Source organism: Streptomyces sp. NPDC043176 (genome assembly GCF_056436715.1).
The window spans coordinates 20,556-34,265 of record NZ_JBWKCA010000007.1 but is presented as its reverse complement, the minus strand read 5'-3'; the positions used below and the strand labels follow the sequence as shown (position 1 = coordinate 34,265).

Annotated in this window: 13 protein-coding genes and 2 pseudogenes; 12 read left to right on the top strand and 3 right to left on the bottom strand. The window is 72.0% G+C overall.

The annotated features are described in order from the left end of the window. Positions 1 to 102: 102 nt before the first annotated feature. The 6 genes from AC067A_RS13595 to thpD all read left to right on the top strand — a co-directional run bounded on the left by AC067A_RS13595 (position 103) and on the right by thpD (position 5,187). Positions 103 to 567, top strand: a complete 465-nt coding sequence (locus AC067A_RS13595; RefSeq protein WP_033211184.1) for an Lrp/AsnC family transcriptional regulator — start codon at positions 103 to 105, stop codon at positions 565 to 567. 187 nt (positions 568 to 754) lie between these two features. After that, positions 755 to 1,558 (top strand): endonuclease I family protein, encoded by an 804-nt coding sequence (locus tag AC067A_RS13590; RefSeq protein WP_478618871.1) that lies wholly within the window; start codon positions 755 to 757, stop codon positions 1,556 to 1,558. Positions 1,559 to 1,863: 305 nt separating this feature from the next. Continuing rightward, complete coding sequence (gene ectA / locus AC067A_RS13585) at positions 1,864 to 2,403, top strand: diaminobutyrate acetyltransferase (protein WP_478618869.1); 540 nt, start codon at positions 1,864 to 1,866, stop codon at positions 2,401 to 2,403. 83 nt (positions 2,404 to 2,486) lie between these two features. After that, positions 2,487 to 3,770, top strand: a complete 1,284-nt coding sequence (gene ectB, locus AC067A_RS13580; protein WP_478618866.1) for a diaminobutyrate--2-oxoglutarate transaminase — start codon at positions 2,487 to 2,489, stop codon at positions 3,768 to 3,770. 61 nt (positions 3,771 to 3,831) lie between these two features. Next, positions 3,832 to 4,236 (top strand): ectoine synthase, encoded by a 405-nt coding sequence (locus AC067A_RS13575; protein WP_478618864.1) that lies wholly within the window; start codon positions 3,832 to 3,834, stop codon positions 4,234 to 4,236. A gap of 54 nt (positions 4,237 to 4,290) precedes the next feature. Next, entirely contained in the window at positions 4,291 to 5,187 is an 897-nt protein-coding gene (thpD, locus tag AC067A_RS13570; protein WP_478618862.1) for an ectoine hydroxylase, read from the top strand. Between the two features lie 114 nt (positions 5,188 to 5,301). Here the strand turns inward: thpD and AC067A_RS13565 are convergent, their stop codons facing one another. Together AC067A_RS13565 and AC067A_RS13560 are read right to left on the bottom strand one after the other, a co-directional pair. Then, complete coding sequence (locus AC067A_RS13565) at positions 5,302 to 6,762, bottom strand: SulP family inorganic anion transporter (RefSeq protein ID WP_478618860.1); 1,461 nt, start codon at positions 6,760 to 6,762, stop codon at positions 5,302 to 5,304. A 254-nt stretch (positions 6,763 to 7,016) separates the two neighbouring features. Beyond that, positions 7,017 to 7,586 (bottom strand): HPP family protein, encoded by a 570-nt coding sequence (locus tag AC067A_RS13560; RefSeq protein ID WP_478618857.1) that lies wholly within the window; start codon positions 7,584 to 7,586, stop codon positions 7,017 to 7,019. A gap of 218 nt (positions 7,587 to 7,804) precedes the next feature. Between AC067A_RS13560 and AC067A_RS13555 the strand changes: the two genes are divergently transcribed. The 5 genes and pseudogenes from AC067A_RS13555 (at position 7,805) to AC067A_RS13535 (ending at position 11,752) form a co-directional block, all read left to right on the top strand. Continuing rightward, positions 7,805 to 8,596 carry an N-formylglutamate amidohydrolase gene (locus AC067A_RS13555; RefSeq protein WP_478618856.1) on the top strand — a complete coding sequence of 264 codons (792 nt, stop codon included), beginning with the start codon at positions 7,805 to 7,807 and terminating at the stop codon, positions 8,594 to 8,596. 130 nt (positions 8,597 to 8,726) lie between these two features. Next, complete coding sequence (locus tag AC067A_RS13550; protein WP_478618853.1) at positions 8,727 to 10,124, top strand: eCIS core domain-containing protein; 1,398 nt, start codon at positions 8,727 to 8,729, stop codon at positions 10,122 to 10,124. 36 nt (positions 10,125 to 10,160) lie between these two features. Beyond that, positions 10,161 to 10,424, top strand: coding sequence for a DUF6296 family protein (locus AC067A_RS13545; RefSeq protein WP_478618851.1), 264 nt, complete (start codon positions 10,161 to 10,163; stop codon positions 10,422 to 10,424). Positions 10,425 to 10,527: 103 nt separating this feature from the next. Continuing rightward, positions 10,528 to 10,836 (top strand): annotated as a pseudogene (locus AC067A_RS13540) (flavodoxin family protein); the annotation flags it as partial. 199 nt (positions 10,837 to 11,035) lie between these two features. Beyond that, positions 11,036 to 11,752 carry a flavodoxin family protein gene (locus AC067A_RS13535; RefSeq protein ID WP_478618850.1) on the top strand — a complete coding sequence of 239 codons (717 nt, stop codon included), beginning with the start codon at positions 11,036 to 11,038 and terminating at the stop codon, positions 11,750 to 11,752. Positions 11,753 to 12,123: 371 nt separating this feature from the next. Here AC067A_RS13535 and AC067A_RS13530 read toward each other — a convergent pair whose 3' ends face one another. Further along, positions 12,124 to 13,008, bottom strand: coding sequence for an RNA repair domain-containing protein (locus AC067A_RS13530; RefSeq protein WP_478618849.1), 885 nt, complete (start codon positions 13,006 to 13,008; stop codon positions 12,124 to 12,126). A 305-nt stretch (positions 13,009 to 13,313) separates the two neighbouring features. On the opposite strand from AC067A_RS13530, the pseudogene AC067A_RS13525 reads away from it, so the two are divergent. Then, positions 13,314 to 13,622: pseudogene (locus AC067A_RS13525) on the top strand (MarR family winged helix-turn-helix transcriptional regulator); the annotation flags it as partial. Between the last annotated feature and the right edge of the window lie 88 nt (positions 13,623 to 13,710).

Below are 13,710 nucleotides of genomic sequence, written 5' to 3'. Positions count from 1 at the left end.
CGTACCCATATCTCCCTGCTGTCGCAACGATAGGACAGGAGGCGCGCAAGACGATTGCGAAATCCTCCGCCTGAACGTTTCACCGTGGTGGATAATTGCGCCATGGACCGAATCGATCTCCACATCTTGCGCGAGCTCCAGAACGACGGCCGGCTGAGCAACCAGGAGCTGGCCCAACGGGTGGGGCTCAGCGCCTCCCCCTGCCTGCGCCGGGTGCGCCAGCTGGAGCAGGACGGGGTGATCCAGGGCTACCGGGCGATCATCGACCCGGAGGCGGTGGGGCGGGGCTTCGAGGTGCTCGTCTCGGTGGAGGTGCGGCGGGACCGGGAGACGGTGGAGGCCTTCGAGGAGGCGCTCCAGGACGTCCCGGACGTGATCGAGGCCTACCGCCTGTTCGGCAGCCCCGGCTGCCTGCTGCGGATCGCGGTGGCCGACCTCGCGGCGTACGAGCGGCTGTGGATCGAGCGGCTGACGACCCTGGCGGGGGTCACGGAGGTCAACTCGCAGATCATCATGAAGCGGATCAAGGAGCCGAAGGGGATGCCGGTGGACGTCCGGGGCGTCTGAGCACCCTTGTGGTGGTTCGGTTGCCCGAGATGCGAGAACGTCACGCAACAGCCTCCTCCCCGTTACATGACAGGTACCTGTCTTGTGCCACGCTCCCGGCTGACACGAAGTCAACACGCGTAGAACGCGGAACCCTTGAGCCGGTCCGCGTCCCGGCGCGTGACGCACCCGGGAAAGGGCACCCCCCATGTCCGTTGCACAGACAGGCCGCCGGAAGGCCTGGGCGGCATCCATAGCCGCCGTCCTCGTCTCCCTCACCCTCCCGACGGTCACCGCGACCCCCGCGAGCGCCACCACCACGGCGTACGACAGCACGTACTACAAGAACGCGATCGGCAAGACCGGGACCAGCCTGAAGTCCTCGCTGCACACGATCATCGGCAGCCAGAGCAGGATCTCGTACGACGCGGTCTGGAACGCCCTGAAGAACACCGACCAGGACCCGAACAACACCGCCAACGTGCTCCTGCTCTACAGCGGCACCTCCCGCAGCAAGTCCCTCAACGGCGGCGACGTGGGCGACTGGAACCGCGAGCACACCTGGGCCCAGTCCCACGGCAACTTCGGCACCTCCGCCGGCCCCGGCACCGACCTCCACCACCTGCGCGCGGCGGACGTCCAGGTCAACGGCATCCGCGGCAACAAGGACTTCGACAACGGCGGCAGCGCGGTCAGCGGCGCGCCCGGCAGCTACACGGACAGCAACTCCTTCGAGCCGCGCGACGCCGACAAGGGCGACGTGGCCCGCATGATCCTCTACATGGCCGTCCGCTACGAGGGCGACGACGCCTGGGCGGACCTGGAGCCCAACGACTCGACCACCAACGGCAGCGTCCCCTTCCACGGCCGCCTCTCGGTCCTGAAGCAGTGGAACGAGCAGGACCCGCCGAGCGCGTTCGAAGAGCGCCGCAACGACATCATCTTCAACACCTACCAGCACAACCGGAACCCGTTCATCGACCACCCGGAGTGGATCGAGGCGATCTGGTAGACCCGGCCGACCGGCCCGGGCACCTCACGGGTGCCCGGGCCGACCCCTACGCATGACCACTCCGGACGCCTTCAAACGCGAAGCGCCGGATTTTCTCATGTTGCCGAAGAGCCGGACGCCCACTTCGTGGGACGTTATCCATCCGTTACAAACGGGCATTCTGTCCGCATTTCGTGCGTGTCGCCGTGCACCGCAAGGTCGATTCCGCCCACCGGAGCGCCCGGCGCATCTATCACGCCCACGACCTCTCGAACAACCCCTTGGCCCGAGGAAGTTCAGACGGTCGCTCGGTAGCTTCGGCGCCCATGACCACTGCGCCCACTGCCCCTCTGACCTCCCCTGTCGACGGCGTCACCATCGGACCGGCCCACGTCGCGGACGGCGCCGACCTCTGGCGGATCGCCCGCGGCTCCGGCGAGCTCGACCTCAACTCTCCGTACAGCTACCTGCTGTGGTGCCGTGACTTCGCCGACACCACCGCCGTCGCCCGGGACGCCTCCGGCCGCCCCGTCGGCTTCGTCACCGGCTATCTGCGCCCCGACGCACCGGGAACGCTGTTCGTCTGGCAGGTCGCCGTGGAGGGTTCGCACCGCGGAACCGGGGTAGCCGGGGCCCTGCTGGACGCCCTGTCCGACCGCGTGGCCGCCGAACACGGCCTGCACCGGATCGAGGCGACCGTCACGCCGGGGAACCTGGCGTCCGACCGGCTCTTCCGGTCCTACGCCCGCCGGCACGGGACGGACCTCACCCAGGAGGTCCTCTTCCCCGCCGCCGCCTTCCCCACGGCGGGGCACGAGTCCGAGGTGCTGTACCGCATCGGTCCCCTCGGCTCCCCCGAAGCCTGAGCCGTCCCGCACCCGCACCCGCACCCGCACGCACACACGCACACACGCACACACGCCGAACGACACCCTGGAGAAGACCCTCCGTGACCCTCACCGACATCGCCCCCTCCGTCTTCGAGACCGTCGAGTCGGAGGTCCGCAGCTACTGCCGCGCCTGGCCGGTCGTCTTCGAGCGCGCCACCGGCAGCCGGCTGTACGACGAACAGGGGCGGCCGTACCTCGACTTCTTCGCCGGCGCGGGCTCGCTGAACTACGGCCACAACAACCCGGTGCTCAAGCGCGCCCTCCTCGACTACCTCGCCGACGACGGCGTCACCCACGGCCTCGACATGTCGACCACGGCCAAACGCGACTTCCTGGAGGCCTTCCGCGCGACCGTCCTGGAGCCCCGGGCCCTGCCGTACAAGGTGATGTTCCCCGGCCCGACGGGCACCAACGCGGTCGAGGCCGCCCTCAAGCTCGCCCGCAAGGTCACCGGCAGGGAAACGGTCGTCTCCTTCACCAACGCCTTCCACGGGATGTCGCTCGGCTCGCTCGCCGTCACCGGCAACGCCGCCAAACGCGCCGGGGCCGGCGTGTCCCTCCACCACGCCACCCGGATGCCCTTCGACCACTACCTCGGCGACCTGGTCCCGGACTTCCTCTGGTTCGAGCGGCTCCTCGACGACCCCGGCTCCGGCCTCGACCACCCCGCCGCCGTCATCGTCGAGACGGTGCAGGGCGAGGGCGGCGTCAACGTCGCCCGCGCCGCATGGCTCCGCGGGCTCTCCGAGCTCTGCCGCCGGCACGACATGCTCCTCGTCGTGGACGACGTCCAGATGGGCTGCGGCCGCACCGGCGACTTCTTCTCCTTCGAGGAGTCGGGCATCACGCCCGACATCGTCACCCTCTCCAAGTCCATCAGCGGCTACGGCCTCCCCCTGGCCCTCTGCCTGTTCCGGCCGGAACTCGACGTGTGGGAGCCGGGCGAGCACAACGGCACCTTCCGCGGCAACAACCCCGCCTTCGTGACCGCCACCGCCGCCCTGGACGCGTACTGGCGGGACAGCGCCCTGCGCGAGCGCACGCTCGGCCGGGCGGACCGGGTGGAGAGCGCCCTCCTCGACCTGTGCGACGCCGACGGACGCGCGGGCCGCGCCGTCCGCGGGCGCGGCCTGGTGTGGGGCCTGGAGTTCGCCGACGGGGAGCGCGCCGAGGCCGTGTGCCGGCGGGCCTTCGAACTCGGGCTGCTCCTGGAGACGTCGGGGCCGCGCGGCGAGGTCGTCAAACTGCTGCCCCCGCTGACCGCCACGGACGACGAACTCGACGAGGGCCTCGGCATCCTGGCCCGCTCCGTGCGCCACACCGCCGGCCGTCTCGCCGCCTGAGCACCCGCCCCGAGCCCCGATCGGCTCACCCGCCCACCCCGCCACGGAAAGGCCACCGCCCATGATCGTCCGTTCCTTCGACGAGCTGGAGAACACCGAGCGGCACGTGAGGGCCGCGTCCGGGACCTGGGAGAGCAAGCGCATCGTGCTGGCCCGCGAGCGTGTCGGCTTCTCCCTCCACGAGACGGTCCTGTACGCCGGAACCGAGACCTCCATGTGGTACGCGCACCACGTCGAAGCCGTCGTCTGCACCGCAGGCGAGGCCGAGCTCACCGACCACGAGACGGGCCTGACGCACACCATCGTGCCCGGAACGATGTACCTGCTCGACCGGCACGAGCGCCACACCCTCAAGGTCAAGCGTGACTTCCGCTGCCTGTGCGTCTTCAACCCGCCCGTCACCGGCCGCGAGGACCACGACGCGAACGGCGTCTACCCCCTCCTCACCGAGCCCGACCCGGCCTGAGGCGACGACGCGCCCGCAGACCGGTCCGTACCCGAAAGGAAGGCCCCCCGCCCCATGACCTCCGCCCCCGCACGCCCCGTCGACCTCTACCCCACCCGCGGCGCCGAGGAGGTGCTCATCGGACGCAAGGACCCCGTCGTGTGGTCCGAGCCCGGCACCCCGGGCCCCTTCTGGGCCCGTGAACTGGCCGACTACGACCGCGACGGGTTCGTCACGGTGGACGAACTCGTCACCCCCGCCGAGGTCGACGAACTCCGCGCCGAACTGGACCGGCTCGTCACCGACCCCGGCCTGCGGTCGGACGAGCGGGCGATCGTCGAGCCCCGCTCCCAGGAGATCCGCTCCGTCTTCGAGGTCCACCGGATCAGCGAGGTCTTCGCCCGGCTCGCGGAGGACCCGCGGATCGTGGGCCGCGCCCGCCAGATCCTGGGCTCCGACGTCTACGTCCACCAGTCGCGGATCAACGTCAAGCCCGGATTCGGCGCCAGCGGCTTCTACTGGCACTCCGACTTCGAGACCTGGCACGCCGAGGACGGCCTGCCGCAGATGCGGACGGTGTCGGTGTCGATCGCGCTGACGCCGAACCACACGACCAACGGCAGCCTGATGATCATGCCGGGCTCGCACCGCACCTTCCTGGGCTGCGCGGGCGAGACGCCCCGCGACAACTACAAGCGGTCCCTGCAGATGCAGGACGCCGGGACGCCCTCCCACGAGGCGCTGACGACCTTCGCGGACGCCTGCGGGATCCGCCACTTCACGGGCCCGGCGGGCTCCGCCACCTGGTTCGACTGCAACGCCCTGCACGGGTCGGGCGACAACATCACCCCGTACCCGCGGAGCAACGTGTTCCTCGTCTTCAACAGCGTCGAGAACCTCCCCGAGCTGCCGTTCGCCGCCCCGGTCCGGCGCCCCTCGTTCGTCGCCGCCCGCCCGGGGGACCGTCCGTGACGGGTTCCCCGCCCCGACGAACGCGCCCGTGACCTCCCCGCCCCGACGAACGCGCCCGTGACTTCCTCGGCGCACCGCACCGAGGAAGTCACGGTTGCTCGTGGAGGGAGGGGGTCACGGGTGCCCGTGCAGGAGCACGGAGGCGGTGCCGGCCGTGCGGTGGCGCTCGGCCCACGCTTCGAGGGCCGCACGGCAGGCGTGGTCGAGGTGCTGGACGCCGGCGAGGTCCAGTTCGACGGGCCGGTCGCCGGGCAGGGAGTCGAGCGTGTCGAGGATCTTCGGCAGGCGCAGGAAGTTGGCGTTGCCGGACAGCCGTACCCGCACGGGGCCGTGGCCGTCGTCGGTGTGCTCCACCCTGAGGTGGGAGACGTCCCAAGCCGCCTTGGCGACGGAGAGGACGAGGCCGATCAGGACGCCTTCGAGCATGCTGACGGTGACGATGGCGACGGCCGTCGCGACGAGGACGAAGGCCTCGCCCCGGTGGCCGCGCCACAGCGCGACGACGCCCCGGAAGGGGATCAGTTTCCAGCCGGCGTGGACGAGGATGCCGGCGAGCGCCGCGAGCGGCACGTGGGTGAGGGTGGCGGGCAGCAGGGCCGCGAAGAGCAGCAGCCACACGCCGTGGAGGACCCGGGACGCCTTCGTCCTGGCCCCGGCCTGGACGTTGGCGGAGCTGCGCACGATCACGGCGGTCATCGGCAGTGCGCCGAGCAGACCGCAGACGGTGTTGCCGAACCCCTGGGCGAGCAGTTCCTTGTCGTAGTCGGTACGGGGCCCGTCGTGCAGCCGGTCCACGGCCGCGGCGCCGAAGAGCGACTCGGCGGAGGCGATCAACGCGAAGGCGAGGACCGTGCCGAGCAGGGCGACGTCGGTCAGCGCGGCGAAGACGTCCGTTCCGGGCAGCCGTACCGAGTCAAGGACCCCGCTCACCCGCACGGTGGCCACCGGCAGCTCGAACAGGGCCGTCGCGAGGGCCGTCAGCAGGACCGCGACGAGCGCGCCGGGAACGGCCCGCAGCCGCTTCGGGACACGCCGCCATCCCACGATCACGAGGACGGTGAAGGCCGCGACGGCGAGCGGCGCCAGGCCGACGGCGCCGGTCAGGGCGTCCCAGAGGGCGGCGGGCAGTCCGGCGAGCCGCTCCAGGCCCGAGACCGGGGCGCTGATGCCGGCCGCCGCGTAGAGCTGCCCGGCCACGATGACGAGGCCGATGCCGGCGAGCATGCCCTCGACGACCGAGACGGAGATGGCACGGAACCAGCGGCCCCACTTGAGCAGGCCCATCACGATCTGGAGCAGTCCGGCGAGGAGTACGGCGACGCCGAGCGCGGGCAGTCCGAAGCTGCGGACCGCCTCGAAGACGAGGACGGTGAGTCCCGCGGCCGGACCGGAGACCTGGAGGCTGCTCCCCCGCATCAGGCCGGTGACCACGCCTCCGACGATGCCGGTGACCAGGCCGAGTTCGGCGGGGACGCCCGAGGCTACTGCCACCCCGATGCAGAGCGGGAGCGCCACGAGGAAGACGACGAGGGACGCGGCGAAGTCCTGCCGGAGGTGGGGCAAGGAGGACGGCATGCGGTTCTCTCCCCTTCGGTGCGCCGATGCACGTGCGGGCATCGCAAGAAAGGGAATACGCCCCTGGCGGTCCCGGCAGGGGACGATCCTGGGCCTGACCGGGGTTTCCGACCGGAAGGGGCCGCAACCTGACCCGATCACCCACGGGAACGGCGCCCGGGCGTGCACCGCTCCGGGGCGCACCGGCCGCAGGCGCCCGGCTCACGGCGCGCCGCGGAGGGCGTACGGCGCTCACGTGGGGCGCAGGGCCCGGGTCACCACCAGTAGGCGGGGTACCTCGGTGCCCGGCGGCGGATGCGGGACGCGCAGTACGCGGTCAGGACGAGGAGGACCGTCGACCCGAAGAGGAGCGGGACGAAACGGGCCGGGGCGGGCGCCTGGAGCACGATGACGACCGAGGTCGCGCAGGCCGGTGAGTGCGGGGTCCTGGCGAGCGTGGTGAGTGCGAGGGTCACACCGGCGGCGACGGCCGCGGCCCACGCGCTGCCGCCGGCGGCCGCCGCCACCGAGTATCCGGCGGCGGCCCCGAGGAGGTGACCGACGATCACGCTGCGGGGCTGGGCGAGGGGCAGCGCGGGGGCGCAGTGCACCAGGGCCGCGCTGGCGGCCAGCGGCGGTATCAGGACCGGCTCGTGGATCAGTGCGCCGATCGCGACGAGTCCCAGCAGGGCCGCGGTCGCCGCGCTGACGCTGTGGAAGGCCGCGACGGGTGCCGGGCGGGCCGGGGCCCGGCCGGTGATCCTCGGCCGGCGGGGAACCGCGGGGGCGGTGGCGCCGGTGTCGGAGCGCGGGACGGTGTCGGTCGGGGCGGTGTCGGTGCTCATGTGATGCGGTGTTTCCGGGGCAGGCGGCCGGGGGCCGGGACGAGACGGGGTCGGGGTGGTCGTACGGGACCCTGTGATCGACAGTCGGCCCGGTCTCGCGCCCGGTCCTGGTACGGCGGCGCGACCTCGCACCACTCTAACCAGCGGCTTTGCGCCGGAACGGGCCGGGGGGACCCCGAACGGCCCCGTCGGCGGCCGCCCTGTGGAAGGGTGAGGCGATGACCCCGGACTCCTTCGCTCTTCTCGCCGGCGCCCCGGACTCCCCCGTCCTCCTCCATGTGCCGCACTCCTCGCCCGTGGTGCCCCCGGACGTGCGCGACGGCATTCTCCTCGGCGACGAGGAGCTGGCCGCCGAGCTGGCCCACATCACCGACTCCCACACGGAGGCGATCGCGGCCGTCGCGGCCGGGGCGGCCGGGACGACGCCCTGGCGGTTCGTCAACCGGCTGTCCCGGCTGGTCGTGGACCCGGAGAGGTTCCCCGACGAGCGCGAGGAGATGCTCGCCGTCGGGATGGGCGCGGTGTACACGCGCACCACGCACCGCGCCGAGCTGCGGCCCGCCGGGTTCGACCCGGAGCCGCTGCTCGACCGGTACTTCACGCCGTACGCCGAGGGCATGACCGCGGCCGTGGCCGACCGGCTGGCGAGAACGGGCCGGGCGGTGATCGTGGACGTCCACTCGTACCCGACGGAGCCGCTGCCGTACGAGCTCCACGGCGACGGGCCCCGGCCGCCGGTCTGCCTGGGCACGGACGCGTTCCACACGCCTCCCGCGCTGCTCGCCGCGGCGCGGGAGGCGTTCGGCGGGTTCGGGGGCGTGGCGACGGACACGCCGTTCGCCGGGACGTACGTGCCCCTGCGGTACTACGGCCATGACCCGCGGGTCTCGGCGCTGATGGTCGAGATCCGCCGCGATCTGTACATGGACGAGCCGGGCGGCCCGGCGAACCGTGGGGTCGAGGCCCTCGGCGCGGCCCTCGCCGCGCTGGTCGACGCGGTGGTCCGGTAGGGGGTCCGCCGCGTGCCGGACGGCCCTTCGGGCAGCGATGCCTGCCCACGGAGCTGCACCCGGGGCCCTTCCCCCGCCACCCGCACTCCGGTGGAGTCGATGCCGTCCGGCACCCGACGAAAGGCACTCCATGCGTCACGACCACGCGCCCGACCCGGCGTCCTCCGTCAGGAGGCCGGAGCGGCCGAGGCCTCCGGGCCAGGCTCCGAGCCCGGTGGAGCGGCCCGATCTCGCCGAGATCCAGCGGCTCGCGGGGAACGCCGCCGTGGTCCAGCTGCTCAAGGAGAGCGGGCACGCCTGGGCCCAGGAGGAGCACCGGCACGGCGCGGGCTGCGGACACGGGACCGTCGAGGAGCCCGCCGTGCAGCGCTCCGCCGTCCACGACGTGCTGCGTTCCGGCGGCCGTGCCCTGGACGAGGTGACCCGCACCGACATGGAGGCCCGACTCGGCGCGGACTTCTCCGACGTCCGCATCCACGACGACGCCGCCGCCCGGGCATCCGCCGCCGAGGTCGGGGCCCGCGCCTACACCTCCGGCAGCCATGTCGTCATCGGTGACGGCGGCGCCGACAAGCACACCCTGGCCCACGAGCTCACCCACGTCGTCCAGCAGCGCCAGGGCCCCGTCGCCGGCACCGACAACGGCGCCGGCCTCAAGGTCTCCGACCCCTCCGACCGGTTCGAACGCGAAGCCGAGGCCAACGCCCGCCGCGTCATGAGCTCCCCTCCCGCCGAGGCACCCCTCCAGCGGGCCGCGACCGGGAAGCCGGGGGGCGGGGTGTGGGTGCAGCGCGGCAAGAAGAACAACGGGGAAGGGTCCTCGAAGGGAGGCGCGTCGGGCGGAAAGGTCCAGGGAGACCACGTCTTCAACTCCCTCGACTCCGCCGCCGACACGATCATCACGCAGCTCGCGGCCGCGCTGACCGCCTTCCATCAGGGTCTCGACACCGACACCACCCGTGCCATCGGCCGGTCCCCCGCTCTGCGGGCTCGATGGCTCGAGCTCAGGGCGGCGCAAGCGGCCGCCGTGGAAGCCCTGAGGAACGCCGCGGGTGCCGCCCACGAATACGGACACCCTGACAAGGGGTCCCCCTTCAGCTCCTTCATCGCCACCCTGCCGGAGGATTCGACCGTCGGAGCCGACGCGAACTCCACCACCTACGGCGATTTCAGCAGCGGCCTCGTCACGCTGGCCACCACCTGCGGCGCGGGGAACTGGGCCGTCCCGCAGGAGATGGTGAGCGCCGCGCCGACACCGCCCTCCTGGTCGTCCTACCTCGCGTCGAAGATCTACGACGCGGACGCGGCGAAGAAGGTGCACGACAAGCGGATGACGACGAAGGCCGGCAAGACGGCCTTCAACACGTGGCGTGAGGAAGCCCAACGGCGTTACGCCGCGCTCTTCACCGCCATCGTCACGGCGCTGACCGCCACCCGCGCGGCCATCGACTTCCTGCGCGAGCAGAACGCCCCGGCGCAGAACCAGCCGCAGCCGACCGGTGACGCCCCGCAAGAAGGCGGTGCCTGAGCGGCCGCATCGACCGATCGGCGTAAAATCAGACAGATGAGCCCACTCAGATACGAGCTGGTGTTCTCCGACGCCACGGGGGCCACCCAGGACGTCGTGGTCGTGGAGCGCACGGAGTTCAAGGGGTCCGGAGGCCATCCCGTCTACGCCGACGTGACCGGCATCATCCGCGCGGAGATCAGCGATCGTGACGAGGTCCGCGTCATCGCCTCCGGCGGCCATCAGGAACCGGCCCACGCCGTGGCGGCCCGCCCACTGCCCGACGCCGGTCCGGAGCATTCCGCCGGCTCCGCCGCCTGACGCCGTCCGCGGCGGCCGCCTCGTGCGTTCGGGTGGCCCGGGGGCGGCGGGGCACGCAGGCTGGGGGCGGTCCCGGGAGGGGCCGCCCCCAGGAGCGAGGAGCCCGTCGACGACCGCGTCCGATTCCGCCGAGTACCGGTACGACGATCTCAGCGCGTTCTTCCTCAACCGCACGCTCAAGCGCTCGCCCGGGGTCAGCACCACCGAGGGGCTCGTCGAGCGCAGCCGGTCGGTCATGGAGGCACAGGGCGTGACGACCTCGCTGGTGCGGGCGGTCGACCTGGACCTCGCCACGGGCGTGTGGCCGGACATGACCGAGCACGGGTGGGAGTCGGACGCCTCGTCCGAGCTGTACGAGCGGGTGATGGCGGCCGACATCCTGGTGCTGTACGGGCCGATCCGGGTCGGCGACACATGTCATGGCTGTGAGGCCACGCGGGTGAGGGGGTGGCCGCCTTCGTCAGCACTGGCGTGGCGTTCGGTGATTCCGTCCCACGAGGCGAGAGAGTAGGCGGGATCTCCGGCCGGCCCTACCCGGAGCCCTATCGACGTCGGCAGCCGCGCGTGTTTCGCCGCCCGACCCGCCCACTCGCCCGCAGGGGAACACATCCATGACCGACACCGGCACGTCCTACCGTGGTCTCCGCGCCCTGGTGATCAATTGCACGCTCAAGCGTTCACCGGAGCGGAGCCACACGCAGGGCCTGATCGACATCAGCACCGGGATCATGGAGCGCCAGGGCGTGCAGGTCGAGGTGCTCAGGGCGGTGGACATCGACATCGCGACCGGCGTCTGGCCGGACATGACGGAGCACGGGTGGGAGACGGACGAGTGGCCCGTCATCTACTCGCAGGTGATGGCCGCCGACATCCTGACCCTAGCGGGGCCGGTGTGGCTGGGAGACAACTCCTCGGTCATGAAGAAGGTGATCGAGCGTCTGTACGCCTGCTCGTCGATCCTCAACGAGCGCGGCCAGTACGCCTACTACGGCCGTGTGGGCGGCTGCCTGATCACCGGCAACGAGGACGGCGCCAAGCACTGCGCGATGAACGTCCTCTACAGCCTCCAGCACCTCGGATACGTCATCCCGCCGCAGGCCGACGCGGGCTGGGTCGGCCCGGCCGGCCCGGGCCCGTCCTACCTCGACCCCGGCTCCGGCGGTCCGGACAACGACTTCACGAACCGCAACACGACCTTCATGACCTGGAACCAGCTCCACCTGGCCCGCATGCTCAAGGACGCCGGTGGCATCCCCGCCCACGGAAACCAGCGCTCCGAGTGGGACGCCGGCTGCCGGTTCGACTTCGAGAACCCCGAGCACCGTTGAGTGCGGGCCTAAACGGTCGGAGGTCCGGTGGAAGTCAGCTCCGGATCATCCAGGTCCGGCGCGCGTCAGTACCCGCGACGACAACGGCCACAGCCTGACGTCCCGCCTCGGGGCCGCACCGAACAGCTTCCGTCCCGTGCACCCTCAGGGAGCGCACGGCGCTGAAGATCCGCGCACCCGCCCCTACCCCGGTGGCCGGCACGGGGGGGCAGGCGAAGGTCGATCCCTGCATCCGCGAACACCTGCTGCTCGACATACCTCGGCCCCGTCGGTGCCGCGCCGGTAGGCGTCGGCGCGCCTACCGGTGCGGCGCCGACGGCGCGGCACAGGTCCACCAGGCGCCGGGTTCGCCCCCTCCCGGCGGGGCTCATCTACGCCCGTGCAGCGTCTGACTGGACAGGCGGTGACGACGGGAGGCCGCCCGGTGAGGTCGGATTCTGCGGGTGACGCACGTCGCCGCTGCCGAGCAGGACGCGGGACCGGACCCGCATCGGCTCGTCGCCGCGCCGGGAGAGCAGGACCAGCTCGTCGACCCGGGCCGTCATGGGGCCGAGGAGGGCCTCAGCCTTGCGGACGAGGGGGTGCGGGTCCGGGGTACGGCCGAGGGAGAGATGGGGGGTGAAGCCGTGCGAGTGCGATCCGCAGAGCGGGAAGCGGAGCTCCAGGGACTCCCGCAACCGTGCCCAGGGCTCGTGGTCGGCGGCGGCCGGGTCGAGCCAGACGGTGGCGTCCTCGCGGTGTCCGAACCAGTGGACGCCCGCCAGACGGGCGGTGAACGGCGGTGTCTCGGCGAGCGCCGCGGCGACCAGCGGCAGGGCCCGGGGGAACTCGGCCTCGGGGACGAAACCGAAGAGCACGTTGACGTGCGGCGGCCAGCGGCGGATCTGCCGGTCGTGTTCGCGGCGAATGTGCTGGATCGGCGGCCACAGCTCGGCCGGCGGCAGCCAGGCGACGGCGGTGCGGTTCGTCGGCGGGACGGCGAGGACGTCGCCGGGTGCCGGGGCCGGCACGGGGCCGACCTGCCCGACGAGGGTCTCGTCGAGCCGGTCGACGCCGGAGGCGCGGTCCCAGACGACCTGGCCGTCCGCCTCGAAGAACACCACCCTGTGCCAGGGGATCTCCCCGCCCGGTACGAAGTCGCCGAGCAGGACCCGCTTCGGCGGGGCCCCTCGCTCGGCGATCCCCATCACGAACCGCTCGGGGTCGAAGCGCGGGTCCCAGAGCACCCGGTGGTAGATCTCGTCGCTGGTGTGCACGTCAGCACCTGCCCTCGACTATCAGGATGACGCGCGCCCGGTCGGCCCCGCAATTCAGCGCTCACCCGACTGTCGGCCCTGGAACCGTGTTCGCCCGGTACCGCGGACCGCGGGCTGACGTCGTACCCGAACGATCGAGGTCAGCTCGTCGGGCTTGCCGCACCGTTCACAGGGCGAGAGGGACTCGCCCTACGGCTTGACCTCTCTTCCTTCCTCGGTCAGTCGATGGTGACTGCCCTCTGTGCGGTCATGGTCCGGGAGTTGCGGGCGGTGGCGCATGTGTAGAGGCCGGGGACGAGTGTCCAGGCGCCGGAGTTCCAGAGGGTGAGGTCGCTGCCGAAGCGCTGCTCATGAAGCCGAGCAATGTCAGCGCGCTCGTCCCCCAGCTCACCGAGCAGGGCCTGCTGGAACGTCGCCAGGACCCCGCGGACAAGCGCGTGGCGCACCTCCACCTCACTCCGGTCGCCCAGCGGCGGCTCGGCGAGGTCGCGCAGATCATGAGCGCCCGTGTCGTACGCGTCCTGCGCACGATGACCGACGGCGAACTCGATGCACTCGGCTTCGCGCTGGGGGCACTGAACAGCCTCGACCGGCGCCTGCACGCCGCGCACTGAATCCACCCCCCACCCGGTCCGGCGGCACGCCGCACCGGGTGCCGTGGCGGCGCCCCCGCTTCTTCCCGCATTCGCGCATGCCCCGTGC